This window comes from Rubripirellula reticaptiva, assembly GCF_007860175.1.
GTDB classification, from domain to species: Bacteria; Planctomycetota; Planctomycetia; order Pirellulales; family Pirellulaceae; genus Rubripirellula; species Rubripirellula reticaptiva.
The window spans coordinates 14,789-36,686 of record NZ_SJPX01000005.1 but is presented as its reverse complement, the minus strand read 5'-3'; the positions used below and the strand labels follow the sequence as shown (position 1 = coordinate 36,686).

Genomic DNA, 21,898 nt, shown 5'->3' with positions numbered 1-21,898 from the left:
ATGGCAAATTCCATCATTTCATTGGACAACGTGTCCAAGCGGTATGGCCGCACCCAGGCTCTGGATCATGTGACGTTGGAGGTACCCGAAGGCGTCGTGTTTGCCTTGCTTGGCGAGAACGGTGCTGGCAAGACGACCATGATTCGGATTCTGACAGGATTCGAAAAGCCGGACTCGGGCGAAGCACTCGTTCTTGGCAAGTCGCCCAGTGATGCGGCGATGCAGATTCGTCGTTCGATCGGCTACGTGTCGGACGCACCGGCGCTGTACGACTGGATGAAGGCCGAGGAGATCGGTTGGTTCACATCGGCGTTCTACGATGAAACGTTTCCAATGCGTTACTTAGAACTGTTGGCCGCATTCGACGTTCCGGCGGGCGTGAAGCTAAAGAACATGAGCAAGGGCCAGCGGGCTAAGGTGGCACTCGCACTAGCCACCGCTCATGATCCGAAACTTCTGATTTTAGACGAACCGACTAGCGGCTTGGATCCGATGGTGCGGCGCCAGTTTTTGGAGTCGATGGTGGACCGCGCGGCGCTTGGACGAACGGTTTTGTTGTCGAGTCACCAGATCAGCGAAGTCGAACGCGTGGCCGACTGGGTGGCGATCGTGCACAAGGGTCGACTGCGAGTCTGCGAGCCACTGGACACTTTGCGAGCGAAAACCTTCATCGTCACGATGACGCTCGATCACGCTGGATCGACCGTTGCGATCCCCGAAGGAAAAGTCCTCTCCGAAGTTCAGAACGGACGCCAACTGCGATTTGTGGTTTCCGATCTGGCCGACGATTGGCGATCCCAATATGGCACCGAAAGCGGTGTGGCAGATGCATCCGCGGTTCCCGCATCGCTCGAAGAAATTTTTGTCGCGGTTTGCACGGATGACCAAAAAACCGGGAGTCTTCAATGAATGCCTCGCGAGTTTGGCAAAGCCTATGCTGGAAAGACCTGGTCACGATTCGGCCGCTGTTGTTGGCGGTGGGATTGGCGATCCTGGCGCTACCGATCATCGCTGCGCTTGCGTCGATGTTGTCGGATGATCGTGGACGGTCAGCGGTCGCATGGTCGGTCATGATGTGGATCTTGTTGCCCAATTTGATGGCGATCGGTCTTCCACCGATGTTGATCGGCACGGAAGAAGAAAATGGAACGTTGGGTTGGCTGCGGACGTTGCCGGTGCGTTGGCAGTCGGTCGCGGACACGAAGTTTGCGATCGCGTTGGTCTGCATGCTTAGTGCGTGGGTTCTGGCGTCGGTCGCACTGTGGCTTTCGACTTGGACGTGGCAGGATGCCAGTTCTGAAAACAGTTTTGGTGGGTTGTTGACGACGGTTGGGATCGGGCAAGCGTTCTTCTTTACGTGCCTGTTGTTGATGGTCGGCTTGGTGACTTCGTACGCGATCAAATCACCGGTGGCTGGGCTAGTGTCGTTGTTACCAGTGATCTCGATCGCCTGGTATTTTGCCTACTGGATGATGGTTTACTTGCTGGACTCTCCGTATGCTTCGTCGATTTCGCAAATCGGCGCACCGGTCGCCAACTGGATCCGCATGATTGTCGCCTGCGCCTTGGTGTTGGTGGCACTGTTTGCGCTGCAGCGCTGGTTGGCGAGGTATCGATTATCAAAGGCAACGTTGACGTTCCGGAATCCGGCCGGTGGGATCATGCGTGAAGACGCCTATCGTCCGCCACCCGTCGTCGTCTCGGGTCTGTTCCAGCCAACGCCCGTTTACGCGATGTTGTGGCAACAGTGGCGTCAGGTCTGCGTGATCGTGGCATCGTTGTTTTCGATCACGTTCGTTTTTGTTCTCGTTGAACTTGCCAGTTCGTATGGATACCGAGGTCGGGTACGGGGCGGCGTGATTCCCCTGGCAACGCTTTCGTTTCTATGGATGGGAGCGGTCACGTTCTATGGCGACTCGGTCCGTCAGCAATGCCGTTACTTTGCCGATCGCGGCATCTCGCACCGCATGGTCTGGTGGACTCGCGTGCTGCCGACACTTGTACCGGCGCTATTACTGCTAGCGTTTTTGTTGTTGTCAGCGCCTCGGATCGATGGTCCGCAAAATGCGACGCAGGAGCGTGCTTTTGCCACCGTGTATCTGATGTGTTGCTATGCGTTTGGGCAATTGGTTTCGATGTGGGTCAAGCGTCCAGTTTTGTCGTTCTTTGCGGCGCCGGCCTACGGCATGTTCGCGTCGTTTGTGTTGGTGTGGTTCTTCATTCCGTACGCGCACTATGTGATCGTAATTTTGTTGATGGTGCCTATCTTGCTGATTGCGACTCGTCGATTGACGGGACGTTGGCTCGAGGGCCGGATTGACCGTGGATTCCACTGGCGAGTGATCGGTTGGACAGGGATGGCAGTTGCCGTTCCGATGTTGTTGGTGTTCGGCCTGCGTTGGTGGACAACGCCGCCCGTCATGACGGATTGGCGAGCCCGCATGATGGCAGTCAACTTGCCAACGTTGGAACGCCCCGCAACTCGGTGGGAGGGCATGCCAAGTTCGACGAAGGTTTCGGCCGAGGCGATGCAGCCACTCTATTATGTCAACGTTGACGTCCGTGCGGACATTTCCCAACGTTTGAAAAACGAATTGAAAGCCGAAGACTCGGTCGGTCGGCATGTTTCGTTCGCCGAGCTCCGGTCGGTTGTCGAGCGGACATCGAGGGGCTTCGTTGCTGCGTCGGACGAGGTCGTTTGGAACGAAGAATTCAGCGTGTTTGTACCCCCAGAGCCAACGGAAGCAGAACTAAAGGTTGCTTTTCGACAGCGCGACTTGGCCGTCGAAGTCTTGTTGAAATGGGCCAACCTGGTTCGCCAGTATGTGGCGGACGGAGAAGAGGGGTTGCTTGCGTTGATTCGTATTGCTGAGCCCGCCGAGGAGATTGCGTTGCAAGTGTTCGCGTCCCAACCAAGAATAAAATCAGTCGGTTCCGACAAGCTGCTTGCTGCGATGTTTCCATCCCCCGAGCTGCGCAAAAAGTCCCGCCGCATTGGCGTGATCGGCGAATGGCAACGCTACAACCGACGCGGCTGGTTTGATCGCGACCCTCAAGTGCCCATCAAGGACTTCGCGGGGGAACTCATGCTCAACAGCATGTCGCATAAGTTTGCGATCGAACGCAATCGAGCGGATCGAAACATTGACTCGTTTGTACGACGACTGGTCGATATGATCGATGACGACGGGTACGGTGATACGGACGCGATCGCGGCAATGGCTGCGGATTGGGGCCGTGCAAAACGAGGGTCGATGTTTGATGAAAAACAACCGGATTACTACGCTAACGATCCGCTGATCGTATGGATCGCTAGTCTGCGGCCACTGCCGAACGTTGTTTGGCAGGGCAGGGTTTGGCAGGGCAGGGTTTGGCAGGGTAGGGGAGTCAGCACGAGCACCATCGACTAGCCGCGAACCATTTCGATTGCGCCGGCGTCGACCATTCTTTGGCTGATTCGGTTGGCCAGTTCGACGGCTGCCGACAGATCGTTTGCGAACTCGATCTCGTCGGTTTCATCGATACGCTTTCTGCCGTCCGGGCTAAGAGCGACAGCCGACATTCTCAGCACGTCACCATCGACGACGGCGTAGGCAGCGATTGGCGCCAGGCATCCACCGTGCAGTGACGACAACAATGTTCGCTCGGCCGTCACTGCGGCTCGGGTTGCCATGTCGTCCATCGTCGCGGCTGCTTCGAGCGCCTGTTTGTCGTTGGCGCGGACTTCGATTCCCAGGGCACCTTGCCCGGGCGCGGGCAGCATCTCGTCAAACGTAAAGTGATATCGCGGCAGATCTGCCATTTCCAATCGCACCAAACCGGCATCGGCCAAAACGATCGCGTCAAATCCTTCGTCTAGCTTGCTCAATCGCGTTTGCACGTTGCCGCGGATTCCTTCCACGTTCAAGTCCGGCCGACGACTGAGGATCTGAGCCGCCCGTCGCCGGCTACCCGTTCCGATCTTTGCTCCGTTGGGTAAATCCGAAAATTTCACACCCGACTTGGACACTAAACAGTCTGTAACGGTTTCGCGGACTGGAACGGCTGCAAGGGTTAGCAACTCGTTGACTTCGGTCGGCAAGTCTTTGAGCGAATGAACCGCGATGTCGCCTTCGTCTTCCAGCAATGCTTGTTGGATTCGCTTTGTGAACAACCCAACTTGCCTAGTCCCATCGATCGGACGCATGTCGGTGTCGCCGCTGCTGACCATCGGGACCAAAACGGTTTGAATCCCCGCCGATGCTAGCAGTGCGGCCACATGTTCGGCCTGCCACAGGGCCAACGGACTTTGTCGGGTCGCAATTCGGAGCATGGGAGGCTATTGGGAGCTAGATATTAGGGGGTAAGATCAGTACCGGATCGGATATGATAGTGTCTCGCGAGTTTCCTAAAACCCAACATCAAACATCTCAGTCCAACGCACCTTTGTCTTCATCGTACGAAAACCTACCGATCAACGAACTTCCAACTCAGGATTGCGTGTCCCAGGGTGACGAAATCGATTCGTTTGACGTTGCGGACATCGAAAAACGTGACACGATCGATGACGTGCCCGAAAAAATCGGCGACTACGTCATCCGCGAGCTGATCGGGTCGGGTGGCATGGGCAACGTCTATCTGGCCGAGCATACACGGATGCAGCGGATGGTGGCGATCAAGATGCTGCCGATCAAACGGATGAAGGACGAGTTGGCGGTTCGTCGATTCTATGACGAAGTTCGAGCCGCATCGCGTTTATTGCATCCCAATATCGTTACCGCGTTTGATGCCGGCGAATCCGATGACGGCATCCATTATCTGGCGATGGAACATGTCGATGGCGTCACACTGACACGTTGGGTCGCAATGCGAGGTCCGTTGCCGGTTAGCGAAGCGGCTTCGATCATTCGCCAAGCCGCCCTGGGGCTGCTGCATGCTCACCGTGCCGGGATTGTTCACCGCGACGTCAAGCCAGGCAATCTGATGCGTGCGACCGACGGAACGATCAAAGTTCTGGATCTCGGTTTGGCCAGAATTTCAGAGGCCGATTATGTTTCGCCGATTGTCGATGCAGACGGCGAAGATATCGATCCTTTGAAAAGTGCGAAGGGACGTCTGGTCGGCACGTTACCATTCATGTCACCGGAGCAACTTGAGAACCCGGATGAAGCCGACGCGCGAAGCGATATCTACTCGCTCGGTGCGACGATGTATTTCTTGTTAACGGCGAGTCCTCCGTTCAGCGGCGAGTACTTGGACCAAGTCTACGGACACCGGCACGGCGAGATTCCGGATCTGATGCAGGCCCGGGGCGACGTTGACATGAACTTTGCCAACATATTTTTCCGAATGATGGCGAAGAAGCCCGATCAACGGTACGCGTCGCTTGACGAAGTGATCGACGATCTGTCGCCGTACGCCACTCTGGCCGATGCACCGGTTTGGTTGTCCGAATTTGCTCAGCGGAATACAGTGGGCGATCAATCAACGGCAGGCGCAGGCTCCACCTACGCCAGCGGTTCGACATCGAGGACTGTTGCCAGGGTTTTCGCAATCGATTTTGGAATGTTCTATTCCGCGGCTGCGTCGGCGTCGCCCATCGGTGGGATGAATCAGTTGTCGGCTGGTGGTGGCGATCATCCGCTGTTTCGGATGGCAATCGCATCGGACGGCGAACAGTTGATTTACGGCCAAGATGCGATCGAACGTCGGCGCGAGTTTCCGCAGAGTCTGGTGCATTGTTTGCCGATGTACATCGGCAAACCGGTGGTCGATCGCAAAGTCGCAGGGCGATCTTGTCCGCCCGAAGTCTTGATGGCGATGCTGTTGCGAAAGATCCGCAAGAATGCTTGGTCTGGCAATACGCAGCCGCTTGCAACTGCGATTACGGTGCCGTCAAGTTACGATCAACTGCACCGCCGAAGCGTGCTGCAGGCGGCAAAGATGGCGGGGATGTCGTCAGTGCGATTGGTGGATCGATCGATCGCAGCGGTTCAGTCGTTGTTGGTTGATCCCGATCATGAAATAGGGGCCGGCCCCGCGATTGAGGGCGGATTGGGTGGCAGGATCGGCGAACTTGATTCGGACCAGGATCAGCTCATTTTCTTTGTCGGCGTATCTGGCCAGGCGACTGAGATTGCGATCGTACGCCGTGACGAAACACGGTTGCATCAATTGGCCAACGGCGGGCATTGGCACCAGGGGACGTTACCTTGGTTGCATCGTTTGGTCGATTTAGTTGCCGCGAAATTCGTCACTCAGTTTGGCTTGGATCCTCGTCGTTCGATGAAGACCGGTGCTCAGTTGCAAATTGCGTGCGAGCGGGCGATGAACACTATGCTGCTTGCCGATTCGGCGACCGTTCAAATCGAGTCGAGCGGTAAAAAGATCGCGGTCTCGGTTAGTCGGAATGATTGGTTGGACTATTGCGATGACCTGATTGCCGGGATCGTCGCAGCAGTAAAACGAACGTGCGATCAAGCGTCGGTATCATTATCGGACGTTGATGTGTGCGTGACGATGGGCGCCGTGATGCGGATTGCCCGAGTGCGAGACGCCGTGACCGATGGCGTGTCGGCGACCGCTCAGCGGCGAGTGGTTGATCGCACCGATGTGGCTCGTGGCGCAGCGGCGTGTTTGGCAGCCGAATTGCCTGGGCGTGGCGATGTCGCGATGCCGCCGCGAGGCGTTACGAGTCAAGAAATCGGCATCGTGGTCGAAGACGCAAAGGGCCGTCGACGAATCCTGCCCATCATTCCCCGAGGAACGTTGTTGCCGGCGCGAACGAATCGTCGTTTGACGCTGTCGAAGAAACGCCAGTCCATGACGTTGTCACTGGTCGAATCGTCCGGCATTCTCAGTGACGACTGGCATTCACTGGGCCGATATGAAATCGAATCAGAACCAGCCCGCGTCGCTCCGGAAAGCAAACTTTCCAATGGCGATCAAAAACCGATTGGTCGAATGATCGGTTTTGAAATCAACGTCAATGGTTTGCTAAACGTTCGCAAGCAATCAACGGGAACAGCGTCTAGCACGAAATTGCCGGTGCTGCCCAAGCCCGCGATTTCAGATGACGAACAAGCCGAGTGGATTCTGTGGCTCGATTCGCTGCGTTAGTCAGACATCACTTAGACGTTAATTCGATTCCGTGTAGGCAAGAATCGTGATTTCGTTACCGTCGACTCGCAATTGACCACTGGCCCAGCATTTTGACCATCCAAAGCAGCGGACGGCGACGCAGGTCCCCGCCGTTCGGCGAATGTACGGCGAATGAGATTTGATGGACGCTTTGTTGGTTGGATTGATCGACGCAAAAACCGTCTGCTGTTGATCGGCAAGGACATGGTTGAGTAGGCGGCGATAGACGCCCGTGCGACGATGTTGCTTTTCAACGAAAGCCGAAAAGAGCCACGTTTGATCCTCGTTCAAGCAAATCCGAAGGCCCAGTTCCGTTTCGTTGAAATAGTCGCGGCCAATCCAGACGCCACCGACCGGTTCGGAATTAGCAATCGCTAGACAAGCTTGTTGGGGAGCGCCCGATCCATCGGGACGAAAAAAGGTCAGACGGCAAGCATCCGCGATTTCGGCCTCGGTTTCGCACCACCGAAACATAAGTTCATGGGCACGCGGCGCATTCGCCTGGGATCGTCCGGCATTGGCGTCCAGGTCGATTTCTTCGAGCTCGAAGATTCGGAAGATCCGGAATCGAAAGACTCGTTCTGGCACTAATTTGTTGACCAAGGTTCCTACCAAATAGAGAAACCCGCGAGTTCGAATTGTCGTCATCATCGTCGGATTCACCTTTCGCAAAGCTGCCGCTGCCGTAACACTGTACATGCAAACTTCCCGGTCGCAGTGGCTGCGGAGGATGCACTTACCCCCAGATGGAATCAATACCAGTGTCACTATTTGTCGGTGTCGACGTCGGCGGAACCACCAGCACGATTGCAATCGGTGATTCGGATCGCAACTTGCTGTGCATTTCGAAGCAATTTCCTACCCGCTCGATCGATGGGCCTGATGCCACGATCGCGGATATTGTGAACCAAATCGAAATCGAGCTGGAAAAATTGGGGCGTCAGTGTGATGAGGTTTCTGGCATCACGCTGGCAACACCGGGGCCAGCGACCAAAGACGGCATCCTGTTGTCGACGCCGAACCTGGATTCGCGATTGTGGAATCGCTGTCCGATTCGTGAACGACTGCAAACCGCCTGGGCCAACAATGGTAAGGCAATCGAAGTTAGCTATGTCGGAGACGGCCAAGCCGCGGCGGTGGGCGAGTCAGCGATTCGCACCGGGCTCGTGCATTGGTCCGAATCACCGATGGACGGCAAACAAGACGAGTTTGATTCGTTGTTCATGGTCGCGGTCGGCACCGGCCTAGGTGGTGGCGAAGTGCGCAGCGGAAAGCCCGTGCAAGGCAGTTTTGGCCGCGCCGGTCACGCTGGGCACCTGATGTTGCCGGTGCATGCGTTCCGCTATGAACATGATCGCAACCTGAAAGTGGGTAACGCCTATTGCACCGCCGAGAGTGCGGTTTCGTTGACGTCGCTGACGCATCAATTAGCGTATCGGCTGACTCTCGACACCTATCGTGACCACGTGCTGAACAAACAGACGTGCAGCATGAAAGACAAGGCGAAACAACTTCGCGAGTTGGCAGCCGATGGTGATACGTTGGCCGTCGAACTGCTCGACGATCAAGCCACGGCGCTCGGGATCACCTTGCTGATGGTCAATTACTTGGGTGACTATGACCGGCTAGTGATCGGTGGTGGCGTTTGCGATTTAGCACCCGCACTGCGAGATCGATACTTGGACTTGGTCCGTCGTGCGTACCATGAAAACGCACTGGACGGATTCCGTGATTTCCACGAGTTCAGTTTCAGCGTCTGCGGCGACCAAGCATCTGTGATCGGCGCATTGTCTTACGCGATCAAGTAACGTTAGCGTCTCAATCACGCGGCCTGAAAACGAATCTTCGCGGAAACGGGTCGCACAAACTGTTCGTCTGAAACTGCAGGCTGGCAGCCTGCACTAGATTGTCGAAGACAAGCTGCTTACTCGCCGCGAACTTCTGCGGTGATCAGTCCCTTGGCGGTGACCGAATTTCCACCGGCAGTCTTGATGACGAAAGATTCCTTTTTCGGTCCCGCGGTGTCGCCGACAAAGGTGAACGTTGCATCGACCATTTGCATCTTCTTCGATTCTGACGTCGGTTGGAAATTGATTTTCCAGCCATCGGCGGTGATCGTGTCGACGTGGAACGGTTCGCGGCCGATCAGCACCAACTTTCGGCTGACTGCTTCGCCAGGCTTCAGTGATCCCAGTGCGATCGCTTGTGGCGAAATCGACAGGGCCGACTCGACTTGACCGGAAACTCTAAGCGGGACGTTTGGCATCGAGCGATCATTGGTAACGACGACCAACTCGTCCTGGAAATATCCTGTCGGCGCGTCTTCGCGAACATCGACGGTCAATTCGTAGTTGACGCGGCCGTTTTCGCGGACCGTTTCTTTCACGACGGGCATCAGCCAAGACTTATTGCTTCGCACATCCATGATCTGCCAGTCACTACGGCCGGCGTACAGAACTTTTGTCGATTTTGCGACAGCTTCGCCTTGTGCCAGATTGCCAAATTCAATGGCTCCCGGAAAGAAAACCATATCGCTGCGGATATAGCCGTCCACTCGCAAACGGACTTCGCTGTAGAACGGTTGGTCAATCACCACCGTTAGTGTCGCGCCTTTTTGCCCTTTGAATGTGTCAGTGTTGAACCGAGCCAAAATGGATCCGGTTTCACCAGGAGCGATGTATTGGTTTTGAACGATGGGAGTCGTGCATCCACAACTTGCTCGGACCGTTTGGATGTGCATTGTATTGGACATCGTGTTTACGACCGGGAAAACGAATTCCGTTTTCGAACCGACCGCTACCGTTCCAAATTGGTGAGTCTTAACTGGGAACGCAGCCGCAGTCCAATCCTGGGCTTGGACGTTCGACGAAACTAGGTTTAGGCAAGCGATCGACGAAATGCCGGCGAAAATCGAAAGAGCCAAAGAGAAGCGTCGAAACATGGTAGGTCCCTGATGTAGGGGTTGGGAGAATTGGATCCGTGGCAAACCAGACGGGCGGGGATGCAGGGAAGGTGATCCCCCGATTGCGCCGCACTAATTCATCTAGCTTATCCAAACCTAGCGGTCTCAGCGAATTCGGCAAGTTGGAAAATAGAAATTCGAACCAGATTTGCCTGGATTTAGTCTTGCGGAACACTTGCAGGAGTGAGTATGGCCAAAACTAGCATTTCCAAGTCCAAGATTGGGACAGAAACTGGTCGAAAAGTACTGTCACTTTGAACCAGCTAGTAGTTGGACGAGAGCCGTCGCCAAACGAAAAAACGGGCCGGGGCTTTTTTCAAAGCCTCGACCCGTCTCGTTTTTTCGCTTACGTCCAGCGAATTCAACTGTTGAGTTCTCGCTGCCGCACGGTCACCGCCCGGCAGCGAGTTGTAGTTAACTAAACTTTGGGTTTAGCCAAACAGTGATTAGCAACCGCAAGCTGGTGCAACGTCGCAACCAGTGTCGCAACCGCAGTTGTGTCCGCCGAAGACCTTCTTCAGCAAGCTCTTCACTGGGCCGTCGCAGCTAGGTGCTGCACAACCGCAATCCGAAGCAGCACCGCAACCGCAGTCGCTGCTCATGGCGCCAGCCGAGCAAGGATCGCAGCAAGTTGGTGCAGGAGCACAAACTTGAACTGGAACTTGCTTGCAGACAACTCGTGGAACGCACTTGGTAACGGTGTAAGGTTCGCAAACCTTACGGCACTTAGCAACTTTGACGATCTTTGTGAAGCACTCAGTGCGGCACTTGGTTTCGCAAACGGTCTTGGTGCGGCATTCTGGGATCATCTTGCACACTTTGTACGAGATGGTCTTGGTGCGGCATTCTGGAACCATTTTGCAGGTCGTGTAGTTGACAACTTTGCTACGTTGTTCGCAAACAGTGTTGCAGACGGTGTAGTTGCAAGTCTTGGTACGGCATTCTGGAACCATCTTGCAAGTCGTGTAGTTGACAACCTTGCTACGGTTTTCGCAACGAGTGCTGCAAACGGTGTAGTTTACAACTTTGCTACGGCATTCTGGAACCATCTTGCAAGTTGTCCAGTTGACAACCTTGCTGCGGCATTCAGGAACCATCTTGCAAACGGTGTAGTTTACAACCTTGGTGCGGCATTCTGGAACCTTACGGCATACGGTGTAAGGAATCTCACGAGTGCGGCATTCACGAGTGTAAGAAGTGCAAGTCACTTCTTTTTGCTCGCAGGTTGGAACCCAAACCTTCTTGCAGACAGTCGTTGGGCAACCTTGAACGCATTCTGTGCGGCAAGCGCCGGGGCAGTAAACGTTCTTGCAGGTCGACGGATCAAATGTCCAAGTGCCTGGTTCACGCACAGTGCGCTTCATCATCTTGCCAGGAACTTCTTCGGTGATCGTTTCCCAGTTTCCACCCTTGACGGTAACCATTTTGGTCGTTGTCACAGGGACAACAACGCTGTAGTTTTCCGTTCGAGTCTTTTGTTCTTGAACAGTGTTGTAGACCGTGTAGTTGATCGTACGCGACTTTTGTTCTTGAACTGGAACCATGACGGTGTAGTTGACGGTCTTGCTGTGGTTCTCGCGAACCGGATTCATGACCGTGTAGTTGATCGTCTTTTGGCGAGTTTCCGTTACAGGAACCTTGACCGTGTAGTTGATCGTCTTTTGATGAGTCTCGTACACCGGTTTGTTGACGGTGTAGTTGATCGTGCGAGTCTTGGTTTCGTAAGTAGGAACCTTGACCGTGTAGTTGATCGTCTTGGAGTGATTCTCCACGACTTTGTTCATCACGGTGTAGTTCTGTGTGCGGGTCTTGGTTTCATACGAGGGAACCATGACCGTGTACTGAACTTCACGGGATTCGGTGTAAGGAACGCTTCGTGTTCCCGACACTTCTTTGTCTTCGTAGTAAACTTCGTTACGTGAACGGTAACGAGTTTCTTCAACTTGATCGTAGACGGTTTCTTGAACCGAACGCATGACCGTGTAGGTGCCGCCAGCAACTGGGGCACCCATCGAGCCGCCGTCAGCAATTACGCTGCCGTCGACGATGACGCCTTCTGAAGCCATGCCGCCATCGACAACACTCGAGCCACACTCACTACAACCCTGATAGCTAATCGCACCGCAATATGCGGCGTTAACCGATTTTGCTCCCGATACGATCGCAATGATCGCAACGGCAGGCAACAACCAAAGCTTTCTCATATTCAATTCTCCACTAGGTGCAACCGTTAGGTTGCGTTGGACGTAGCTAAAAAACTCCCGATGCTCCGGCATCGGTAAACTCACAATCGATGTTCCTGTGCGACACGCAGCACGCAGATTTTTGGACGACCCTTGTCTGGTTTCTTTTGCAGACGTCTCGCAAATCCGGCACCTCAAACTGGGCGAGTTGCACGAGCGAGGCGGGTGAACCGAATCGCGTAATCTGTGCTCACTGGCGAAGAGGAAGTCGTTGCACTGGATTCATCGACTACGGGTGAAGCGTTAAGCACGCAAAAGAGTTTGCCAAGGCAAAACAGGCGGATTGCGTCGAGCTAAACGACTGACGATATCAAGTTTGACGACTGTAGCGATTCGGTCTTGTGCATTCGCGATGGAACTGGACTCGTGAACACCCAAAACACCATTGATGACTTACGCTAGCCAGCTAAACTCGCGCTGCGATGGCGTTGGAAGATCCGCCGTCTACTAACCGATGACACAAAGTGCAGCGCAGACACGACCAGGGAATTTCATGGCCAAACGCAAACCGGAAATCAAGATGCGCAGCTACGGCGTCTATGCTCATTGGGACGCCGAATCAAAAGAGTTGCCGCGGTTCATGCAGACGGCGACTCGGATCCAAGCCAAGGTCGGCATTGAATTCGGATTTATCGTCAATATCAAAAACTGCAAAAACCAAGTGCTCGACTACTGCATCGATCATCCCGGCATTCTTGATGATCGTGGCCAGCGGCGCGAACCGTTCGATGGAACGGTCTATGTGAAAACGAACGACTGGAATTTTTACCTAGGCGATACGATTTGGGATCCGATCGCCGACAAAATCGGCGACTGGGTTCTCTACTTGGAACTCGATGGGAACGTCGTCGCCGAGAAAACGTTTGAACTCTGCGATGATGCGCCGCAGTAGTACTTCATCCCACTGATTACGCCGCGGAACGGACGGTTATTCCGGTTCGTATCCGTCCCACATCCAAACCAGCGTGTCGGCAAGCGTTAGCTCGAAAACACGGTTGTCGCAGTGCCGGGACGCTTTACTGAATACGAATCGATAGTCGTATCCTTTTGCTTTCAGTGCTGCGGCGGTCCGTTGGTTTGCCATTACCCAGTTATGGTAGGTTTCCTCGGCGTCGCCCGCGCGGTTGTCGTTTTCAGCCACGTGAGTGAAGATGCGTAGCGGCTTTTTGTCGCTGTTTTCAATCAGCTTCATCCCCGAGTGGTACTCCCACGCGCCCAACGGGAAGGCGGCCTCTTCGGCAGCATCGTCATCTTGTTGGTCGACGAAAGTCCCCGAGTAAGTGATCAGCCGCCGAAACAAATCAGGGCGGAACCAGCCCATCGTTAGCGCTGCCGCTCCGCCACTGCTGCATCCCATAACGGCTTTGCCCCACGGGTCGGACGTGAACGCGATGTTTGGAAAGGCAGCCCGGATCTTTGCGTTGTCTAATACCGCGGGTAGAACTTCATCGTTGATGAACCGCGCAAAACGGTCTGACATCGTGTCGTATTCCAAGCCACGTTGGCTGCCCTTGCTGTCGTCCCCACCGTTTTGCACTGCAATCACAATGAACGCCGGCAATGCGCGTTTCGGATCTTTTGACGCGGTAAGGTTGTCCAGCGCCGCGGTCACCAAATTCATCCGGCTGGGGCCATCAAGCGTCACCAGGATTGGCGCCTTGTCGCCGTCTTGATAGGCGGCCGGAACGTAAACAAAGATCTTTCGATCGGTTCGGACTTCCTTCTTGGGATCCAAAGTCGAATCGTCGCCACGGAAAATCTTGCTGTCAGCCAGTGGCATCGAAAACTCAAATGACTGGCCGCGCACATTGCCTTTGTTCCTTAGATCGTCCGATAATCGATATTCGGGGCCAACGACGTAGTCTCCATTCCCTCGGCCGCTCGGCGCCTCGGCAAAAACCGTCGTTGGAAAGTACGAGAAAATCGCAATCGCGATCACAACAAGAGACTTCGTCGACATCGGTGGTTCCGTGCTGGGGCGGGGATGTGATAGGTGGGCGTGTGGAATGAGCGTGAAGAGAACAATATCATTCTAGTCGAAGTTTTAGGCTGAAACTGATTCGGCAGGGTGTGGCGAGTTTTGGGAGATTCATTGCCACCCATTCCTATGGTTGCACTCAATCCTAAGTGGGCTGCCATCCGGGTCTCCATTTTCGCGATATGCCGAATCAACCGGCACAACCGTCATCGTTCAACACTTCATGCGGGGCGAGCCGTAATATCGGCGAGATTCGTCGGCGTCGGGAGAGAAGTTGACACAGGCTTCAACTGCCCGAATGAGTCGTTTGCTTATCTTGGGCAGGTCGAGCGCGGGGGAAACACGTTCTTGGCCAATGGGGCGAATTATGAATAGTAAATCTTCCAAAACGAATCTGATGAAGCAAATGGTGTATGCCAGTGCTGCCGTCGCTTCCTTTGAAGAAACAGAGCTCGATGGACTACTTCGTCTTTCGCGATCATCGAATCAGTCGATTGGGATCACCGGAGTATTGTTATTTCGCGACCGCACGTTTTTTCAGGTAATGGAAGGACCGGCGGACGCCGTCGACAAGCTTTTTCGCCGGATCTCTGCGGATCCGCGTCACTGCAACATGATCGTGCTGTCCGAGCAAGAGATCGACAGCCGACACTTTGGCGACTGGCAGATGGGGTTCACTCGTGACGAGGGTGTCATCGATCTGCTGCCCGGATTCGTCGACTTCTTTGCACAACGCGACACAGAGGGACCGGGTTCGAGTTCTTCCGATAGTTGCGCCGCCGGACAGTCGCCCAAGTTCATTGACTTGAAAAGCGACTCGCAACGCATGCGGCAGATTCTCGAAGGTTTCCGACGCGGGCGTTGGCGTCGATCCGAGTTCACCGAACCGGTACTCAGCGCAAACTAGTTGGCTGGGGAATTTCTCGCACGTACGCCTATTGCATTGGATGAATTATGAAGGGCATCGTCTTTACTGAATTGATCGAGATGGTTGAAAGCGATCTTGGTATCGAGATCGCCGACCGCATGATTGCGGGCGGTAACACCCAAAACAGTGGCGCTTATACCGCCGTCGGCACCTACGATCACGCCGAACTGATTCATCTAGTTGTAGCGCTTTCGCAAGAGACCTCGATTCCTGTATCTGAATTGGTTCGCACGTTCGGCAAGCACTTATTTGTTCGCTTTTTCGAGCTCTATCCTCAATTCTTTTCAGGAATTGAATCGGCAACGCAGTTCTTGCCCTTAGTTGAGACCTACATTCACGTTGAGGTCCGCAAACTCTATCCGGATGCTGAATTGCCTTCCTTTGAGTGTCAGCAAACCGGTGAAGTGCTTGCCATGACGTACCGATCCAAGCGTCCGTTTGCCGACTTGGCCGAGGGGCTGGTCCTTGCTTGTGTTGATCACTTTGCCGACGCAATCGAAGTCGCTCGAACGGACATTGGTGAGAAAAATGGTACCGAAGCCACTTTCACGCTGACTCCTAAGACAACGAACTGCTTATTAGCCGAGACTGTCTGATGTCCGAACTGGAACTATTGAATCGACGGTTTGAGCGAGAGCGGAAGGCTCGCAAGGAAGCTGAAAGTCTTCTCGAGCAAAAGTCGTTGGCGGTTTATGAGGCGAATCAGAAGTTGCAACGGATGGCGGACCAAAATCGCGCTATCGTCGAAACCGCGGCCGAGGGAATTTTGTCGTACGACGAGAACGGCACCATCTCTGCTTTCAATCGTTCGGCACGCTTGATCTTCAAGTGCCCAAGCATGGTTGGTAAATCCATTTCCAGTGTGTTTGCCATGGACGATTCTTGCCGTGCGGTTCTGTTCCCCGCGTCGAATGTCGCAACCGACGTTTTTCCGCCCGGTGCCGAACTTGCTACAACCGACGACACGGAAGTCTGCCAATTCACTCTGCCCGACGCGATCGAAGTTGCAGCGACAAAGTTTGACGGTAAACCCTTCCAGTCCGAAGTTGCTGTCAGTCGCTGTCAACGCGGCGACGGAGTCGTTTTTACGGCCGTGGTACGTGATTTGTCCAAACGCAAGGCGATGGAGTCTCGCCTGCGTCAGGCTCAGAAGATGGAATCGGTTGGCCAACTCGCTGCCGGCATTGCACATGAAATCAATACGCCGATTCAATTCGTCGGCGACAATATCCAGTTCTTGCAGTCGGCATTCAACGACCTTGCCGGTCTGATTGACCTGTTCGAGCAGTTAGAGAAGGCAGTAGCGGAAGAAACACCTACGGCCGAATTGCTCGAAAAGATTGCGACTGAGCGCGAACTCGCTGACTTGCCATTTCTTCGCGAAGAGTTTCCCGGTGCAATCGAGCAATCGTTGTCGGGAATCGAACGTGTCGCAAAAATCGTGCGAGCGCTTAAAGAGTTTTCGCAGCCGATGTCCGAAGCGAAAACTTCGATCGATGTAAATCGGTCGATCGAAAACACTCTTGCGGTGACCGCGAATCAGTGCCGAAATGTTGGCCACGTGGAACTCGACCTATCCGCCGATTTGGGTTTAGTGTCCTGCTTGGCCGGGCAGATGAACCAGGTTTGGTTAAACCTACTAACCAATTCCCTTGACGCAGTCACCGAGCATCGAGCCGAGGGTGAACGACACATCCGTATTTCGACTCGGCTAGTGGCCAACGATTCGCTAGAAGATGAAGTCGAAGTCTGCTTCGAAGACAACGGCCCCGGAATTCCTGCGGCAATCCAAGAGCGAATTTTTGAACCGTTCTTCACGACCAAAGAAGTAGGAAAAGGGGCCGGTCAAGGCTTGTCGTTCGTTCATGACGTGATCGTCGAAAAACACGGCGGAATCATCTACGTGCAATCACCCCCACAGGGCGGCACGAGAGTGGTTGTTCGGCTGCCGATTCAGTGTGATTCCAGCATCCAGAGGCGCACTCATGCACGTTCTGCTTATTGAACCTGACTCACAACAACATGTCGATTGGATTGCTCGGGTGCGAGAATTCGCAGCTCAATCTAACGCTGATGTTGTCGTTGCCGTTTGCCATTCTGAGGTTGAAACCGAACTGACGCGAGGATCTTTTGCGACCGTCTTTATGCGCTTTCCATTGGATTGGACTACGGATATTGATAAGACAATGTTGCAGTTGCATGCCAAGTGCCGTTGCCTGATCGCGGTCGTCGATGACAGCCCTAATTCAACCGAGCAAGCATATCGTCTAGGGGTACACGACTGTGTTGGCGAGAGCTGCAGTGACAGCGAGCTTATGTCTAAGTTTTCTCACGCAAAAGATTTAGACAAGCTTGAACAACGGTTGGCGCAGGCGCAAAAGCTAGAGTCGATTGGCGAGCTGGCGGCGGGAATCGCGCATGAAATCAATACTCCCATTCAATACGTCGGTGACAACACACGTTTTGTGCAAGAGGCGTTTGGAGGTCTAGCCCTCCTATTAGCTGACTGCCAAAATTTTGCCGCGCTTGCTGATCAGACTGTTGATCTGGCCGAGGCGGCGAACCGCTTGCGGTTATCGATTGATTCGGCTGATGTTGACTATCTTATCGAAGAAATTCCGGCGGCGATCAGCCAAACGCTTGAAGGCGTTGATCGAGTCGCAAAGATCGTTCGTGCGATGAAAGAGTTTGCCCATCCCGGCGTTTCGGAAATGGCACAAACGGATCTATGCCAAGCGATCAACAACACGGTCATGGTCGCCCGCAATGAATGGAAGTATGTCGCCACCATCGAGACAGACTTTGATTCGACTTTGGGGCCTGTGCAGTGTTTCCCGGGTGAGTTGAATCAAGTCTTGCTAAATTTGATCGTCAACGCTGCTCATGCGATTGGTGAGTCGATGAACGGATCAGCCGACGCAAAGGGTTGCATCACAATTTCGACCAAACGGTGTGATGAGCAAGCAGAAATTCGAGTCGCTGATACCGGCCGAGGGATTACACCGGAAAACCTAGCCAAAGTATTTAGTCCATTTTTCACTACCAAAGCGGCAGGGAAAGGTACCGGGCAAGGCTTGGCGATCGCTCATAGCGTGATCGTCGAAAAACATGCTGGGACGATCGATGTCGCCAGTGTTGTCGGGCAAGGGACCGTGTTCACGATCCGTCTTCCCTTGCAGCGACCGAAGCAAGTCACGGCACCGATCTCGGGTTCACTCGTTGCATCGCCATTCGAAGCGGAGTTGACGTCATGAATATGCTGCATTCAATCGCGACGACTGAAGTAAAAACCAGCATTCTGTTTGTCGACGATGAAGTCAACGTTTTGTCAGGGCTGCGTCGGATGCTGCGGGGACAGCGCGGCGTTTGGGACATGCATTTTGCCGGCGGCGGGCAAGAGGCACTTGATTTGTTGGCGACTCAGCCCGTCGATGTCATTGTTTCCGACATGCGAATGCCGGGTATCGATGGAGCTGAATTGTTGACGAGGGTTTCGAAACAGTATCCGCACACTATCCGGTTGGTGTTGAGCGGTCAGTCTGAACACGAAAAGATATTTCGTGCGATCGGGCCAGCGCATCAATTCATGTCGAAGCCTTGCGAGCCGGATCTATTAATCAAAACGGTTCAACGCGCATGTGGTTTGCAGCATCAGTTACACGATGAAAAGCTGCAACAGATCACGTCAAAGATTGACAGTCTGCCAAGCTTGCCGCGTGTCTATCGCGAGTTGGTTCAAGAATTAGAGTCTGACGACACCTCGCTCGACCGAGTTGCTGACGTGATCGGCAGCGATTTGGCGATGAGCGCGAAGGTTTTGCAGTTGGTCAATTCTTCGTTTTTTGGGCTTCCCCATCATGTGGAGAGTCCAAAACACGCGGTCTCGATGCTTGGGCTAAATATCATTCGTCCGCTAGCACTATCGGCTAGCGCTTTTGGTGAGTTCAAGGATCCAAACTTAGCAGGTTTCTCGCTAGAGGATTCGGTCAATCACGGTTTGGCGGTCGCCATCGCGGCTCGCAAGATCGCACAACAAGAAACAAGCGACATCGAAGTTGTTGATGATGCGTTCATTGCTGGAATGATGCACGACATCGGGAAGATGATCTTGGCCGTTCACTTGACCGATCCTTATCGGCTGGCGATAGCAATGGCAGAAAAGGAATCCATCCCGCTTTGGCAGGCCGAATTGTCTGTCTTCGGCACCACTCATGCCGCCGTTGGCGCTCATCTGCTGGGGCTGTGGGGGCTGCCTAATCCGATTGTCGAAGCCGTCGCGTTTCATCATCAACCGTCCGCAACGAACATCGAGTGCACTGAGTTTTCCCCCGTCGCGGCCGTCCATGCAGCAAACGCTATTTGTGGGCAAGGTTGCGATAAGTTCCCCGGTGCGAATTGTTCGGTGGATGGTCTCTGTCTGGACCGCGAATATCTAAGTTCGTTGGGACGAATGGACAAAGTTGCAGGCTGGATCGATTTGCTGCGACCCGAGGCTGTGTCATGACAACGAAGATCTTGCTTGTTGATGACGAGCCGAACGTATTGCAAGGTTTCAAACGAAATCTGCGGAATCAGTACGACTTGCACTTTGCAGTGGGTGGCGAGGCTGCCTTGAAAATGATCGAAAAGGTCGGCCCCTTTGCTGTTGTTGTTTCGGACATGCAGATGCCGGAAATGTCGGGCGTTGAATTGCTGTCCAGCATTCGCGACCGTAACGAACAAACCGTGCGAGTGATGTTGACCGGCAATGCCGACCAAAAGACTGCTGTTGATGCTGTCAACGAAGGAAATATCTTTCGATTTCTCAGCAAGCCTTGTCCGCCAGACCAATTAGCCAAGACACTCGACGCGGGACTCGAACAGTACCGACTGGTGACCGCGGAAGCCGAGCTGTTGAACAAAACTCTTGCTGGCAGTGTTCGCATGTTGACGCAGGTATTGTCGATGGCGATGCCCGAAGCATTTGGATTGACTGGCGAAGCACGAGCCATGGTTCGCGCCGTGGCTCAGCGGATCGGCATTGGGCCGATGTGGCAAATTGAAATGGCAGCGATGCTGATGCGAGTCGGATGTGTCTCTTTGCCTGCGGACGTGATTCATCGATATTTGAATCATCAGCCACTTTCGTCAGACGACGAAGCCCTGATCGAGCAAACGCCGAAGCTAGGTCACGATCTGATTTCTGCGATTCCGCGATTGCAGGGAGTTGCCGATTTGGTGGCTGCTCAAAACGAACCGGCTTGCGATCCAACTCCGATTGCGGCTCGCATCTTAAAAGCCGTCGGTGATTTTCAGCGTTTTCGTGGCGACAGATCACCGTTGGCGGCGCTGCGTTTGATGGAGCACCGATCTCAGTACGATCCTGTCGTTGTTGAACATCTGTCGGCGGTCGTTCAAGCGATGTTCCAAAACCAGGAAGTTGCTGTCGCTCAATTGACTGATGGAATGGTTCTTGAAAGCCATGTGACCGATCTGTCGGGACGAATTCTCATTGCCTCGGGCACCGAGATTCACGATTCCTTGATTCAAAAATTGATTCGTCTGCGTCGTTCTCAAACGGGCGTTCGTGAGCCGATCTCGGTTCGCACGGTCGTTGTCCAACCGGCGACTGCGACAAAAACAAACAACTCTGATCCTCAACCCGTGACTGCCGAGTAATGCAATGACTGCCATTCTATTGGTCGATGATGACATGAACCTTTTACGAGGGCTCCGACGAGTCTTGCGCGATCAACCGTACGATCTCTACATTGCCAATTCAGGTGAAATGGCAGTGCAGATGTTTCAACGATGTGCATTCGATCTGGTCGTTGTGGACCACAAGATGGACCGCATGACCGGGGCCGAACTGATCACTTGGATTGCCGATCATTTTCCTGAAACGGTTCGAATCATGCTGACGGGCAATGCCCGAGTCGAGTTGGCCCAGGAAATGATCAATCGCGGCGGAGTGTTTCGGTTTTTGACGAAACCGACCGGTGATGTGGATCTGGCTATGGCAATTCGCGAGGGGCTAGAATCGGCACGCTCGAAACGAGTCTGCGTGGGGCCGCCGGTTGGAACGAGTCACTTTATGTCGGCTAACACGGTATCGGCCGACGCGATGGTCGGACTGTAAGCCTTGATCCAGCGAACATGACCACGCGAGTCGCGGTGATGTTAGAATGATGTGTTGTTCACGGACACTTTCGCTCGCTAACGTTTTGCCGAATCAATGTTGCATAGGATGTTATCGATCGGTCTGATCGCGTTTGTTTCGTTGATCGGAGGCTTCGGCTGCGGCGGACCTGCTAGCGACGTCTATCCGGTTAACGGCATTGTTCAGTTCCCCGACGGCAAATTGCTGCGTAGTGGGACGGTCGAATTCGAGTTGATCGGGCAAAAAGATCCGATCACTGCGACGGCACGGATTTCGCCTGACGGAACCTTTACCATGGGAACCTACCAAGCGGATGACGGTGCGTTAGTCGGCAATCATCGTGTGGTGGTGTTGTCGGATTACGAGATCGGTAACGGTGCCGAACGCCCTGGGCTGATCCCCGAATCACTACTGGATGCAAAGTACCGCAGTTATCGAACTTCTGGATTGCAGGTTGAGGTCAAGCCCGAAACGAATAATGTCGTGCTTGAGGTTCGGTACGCCAAGGACGGGACTTAGCGGATCTCAA

At 54.0% G+C, this 21,898-nt stretch carries 18 protein-coding genes; 13 read left to right on the top strand and 5 right to left on the bottom strand.

Features of this window, described 5'->3' with window-relative positions:
• Together Poly59_RS21365 and Poly59_RS21360 are read left to right on the top strand one after the other, a co-directional pair.
• On the top strand, positions 1 to 909 hold the full coding sequence (locus Poly59_RS21365) for an ABC transporter ATP-binding protein (RefSeq protein WP_146536163.1): 909 nt from the start codon (positions 1 to 3) through the stop codon (positions 907 to 909).
• Entirely contained in the window at positions 906 to 3,410 is a 2,505-nt protein-coding gene (locus tag Poly59_RS21360; protein ID WP_146536162.1) for an ABC transporter permease, read from the top strand. Before Poly59_RS21365 ends, Poly59_RS21360 begins: the two co-directional genes overlap by 4 nt.
• On the opposite strand, the gene hemC is transcribed toward Poly59_RS21360, so the two are convergent.
• Positions 3,407 to 4,312: a hydroxymethylbilane synthase gene (gene hemC / locus Poly59_RS21355; protein WP_146536161.1), complete on the bottom strand. Its 906-nt coding sequence runs from the start codon at positions 4,310 to 4,312 to the stop codon at positions 3,407 to 3,409. The two genes, Poly59_RS21360 and hemC, sit on opposite strands and share 4 nt — an antisense overlap.
• Positions 4,313 to 4,425: 113 nt before the next feature.
• On the opposite strand from hemC, the gene Poly59_RS21350 reads away from it, so the two are divergent.
• The gene (locus Poly59_RS21350) at positions 4,426 to 7,098 is read left to right on the top strand and encodes a protein kinase domain-containing protein (RefSeq protein ID WP_186776436.1); all 2,673 of its coding nucleotides are present in this window, start codon (positions 4,426 to 4,428) and stop codon (positions 7,096 to 7,098) included.
• Positions 7,099 to 7,116: 18 nt separating this feature from the next.
• Here the strand turns inward: Poly59_RS21350 and Poly59_RS21345 are convergent, their stop codons facing one another.
• Positions 7,117 to 7,770 (bottom strand): GNAT family N-acetyltransferase, encoded by a 654-nt coding sequence (locus Poly59_RS21345; protein ID WP_146536159.1) that lies wholly within the window; start codon positions 7,768 to 7,770, stop codon positions 7,117 to 7,119.
• A gap of 110 nt (positions 7,771 to 7,880) precedes the next feature.
• Between Poly59_RS21345 and Poly59_RS21340 the strand changes: the two genes are divergently transcribed.
• The gene (locus tag Poly59_RS21340) at positions 7,881 to 8,927 is read left to right on the top strand and encodes an ROK family protein (protein ID WP_146536158.1); all 1,047 of its coding nucleotides are present in this window, start codon (positions 7,881 to 7,883) and stop codon (positions 8,925 to 8,927) included.
• 116 nt (positions 8,928 to 9,043) lie between these two features.
• Here the strand turns inward: Poly59_RS21340 and Poly59_RS21335 are convergent, their stop codons facing one another.
• Together Poly59_RS21335 and Poly59_RS21330 are read right to left on the bottom strand one after the other, a co-directional pair.
• Positions 9,044 to 10,060, bottom strand: a complete 1,017-nt coding sequence (locus Poly59_RS21335) for a DUF1573 domain-containing protein (RefSeq protein WP_146536157.1) — start codon at positions 10,058 to 10,060, stop codon at positions 9,044 to 9,046.
• Between the two features lie 467 nt (positions 10,061 to 10,527).
• On the bottom strand, positions 10,528 to 12,285 hold the full coding sequence (locus Poly59_RS21330) for a hypothetical protein (RefSeq protein WP_146536156.1): 1,758 nt from the start codon (positions 12,283 to 12,285) through the stop codon (positions 10,528 to 10,530).
• Between the two features lie 532 nt (positions 12,286 to 12,817).
• Between Poly59_RS21330 and Poly59_RS21325 the strand changes: the two genes are divergently transcribed.
• Positions 12,818 to 13,216, top strand: coding sequence for a DUF3859 domain-containing protein (locus Poly59_RS21325; protein WP_146536155.1), 399 nt, complete (start codon positions 12,818 to 12,820; stop codon positions 13,214 to 13,216).
• A 36-nt stretch (positions 13,217 to 13,252) separates the two neighbouring features.
• Here Poly59_RS21325 and Poly59_RS21320 read toward each other — a convergent pair whose 3' ends face one another.
• On the bottom strand, positions 13,253 to 14,284 hold the full coding sequence (locus Poly59_RS21320) for an alpha/beta hydrolase (RefSeq protein ID WP_146536154.1): 1,032 nt from the start codon (positions 14,282 to 14,284) through the stop codon (positions 13,253 to 13,255).
• A gap of 385 nt (positions 14,285 to 14,669) precedes the next feature.
• Here Poly59_RS21320 and Poly59_RS21315 point away from each other — a divergent pair, with 385 nt between their 5' ends.
• The 8 genes from Poly59_RS21315 to Poly59_RS21280 all read left to right on the top strand — a co-directional run bounded on the left by Poly59_RS21315 (position 14,670) and on the right by Poly59_RS21280 (position 21,888).
• Entirely contained in the window at positions 14,670 to 15,209 is a 540-nt protein-coding gene (locus tag Poly59_RS21315; protein ID WP_186776435.1) for a BLUF domain-containing protein, read from the top strand.
• A 47-nt stretch (positions 15,210 to 15,256) separates the two neighbouring features.
• Complete coding sequence (locus tag Poly59_RS21310) at positions 15,257 to 15,826, top strand: heme NO-binding domain-containing protein (RefSeq protein WP_146536152.1); 570 nt, start codon at positions 15,257 to 15,259, stop codon at positions 15,824 to 15,826.
• Positions 15,826 to 17,235: a PAS domain-containing sensor histidine kinase gene (locus Poly59_RS21305; protein WP_146536151.1), complete on the top strand. Its 1,410-nt coding sequence runs from the start codon at positions 15,826 to 15,828 to the stop codon at positions 17,233 to 17,235. The genes Poly59_RS21310 and Poly59_RS21305 overlap by 1 nt, the downstream gene beginning before the upstream one ends.
• A gap of 310 nt (positions 17,236 to 17,545) precedes the next feature.
• A complete protein-coding gene (locus Poly59_RS21300; RefSeq protein WP_186776434.1) occupies positions 17,546 to 18,484 on the top strand; it encodes a sensor histidine kinase in 939 nt (312 codons plus the stop codon).
• Positions 18,481 to 19,734 carry a response regulator gene (locus tag Poly59_RS21295; RefSeq protein ID WP_146536149.1) on the top strand — a complete coding sequence of 418 codons (1,254 nt, stop codon included), beginning with the start codon at positions 18,481 to 18,483 and terminating at the stop codon, positions 19,732 to 19,734. The genes Poly59_RS21300 and Poly59_RS21295 overlap by 4 nt, the downstream gene beginning before the upstream one ends.
• Positions 19,731 to 20,888: a response regulator gene (locus Poly59_RS21290; protein WP_146536148.1), complete on the top strand. Its 1,158-nt coding sequence runs from the start codon at positions 19,731 to 19,733 to the stop codon at positions 20,886 to 20,888. The genes Poly59_RS21295 and Poly59_RS21290 overlap by 4 nt, the downstream gene beginning before the upstream one ends.
• 4 nt (positions 20,889 to 20,892) lie before the next feature.
• Positions 20,893 to 21,348 (top strand): response regulator, encoded by a 456-nt coding sequence (locus tag Poly59_RS21285; RefSeq protein WP_146536147.1) that lies wholly within the window; start codon positions 20,893 to 20,895, stop codon positions 21,346 to 21,348.
• Positions 21,349 to 21,444: 96 nt separating this feature from the next.
• Complete coding sequence (locus Poly59_RS21280) at positions 21,445 to 21,888, top strand: hypothetical protein (protein WP_246151832.1); 444 nt, start codon at positions 21,445 to 21,447, stop codon at positions 21,886 to 21,888.
• The last annotated feature ends 10 nt before the right edge of the window (positions 21,889 to 21,898 follow it).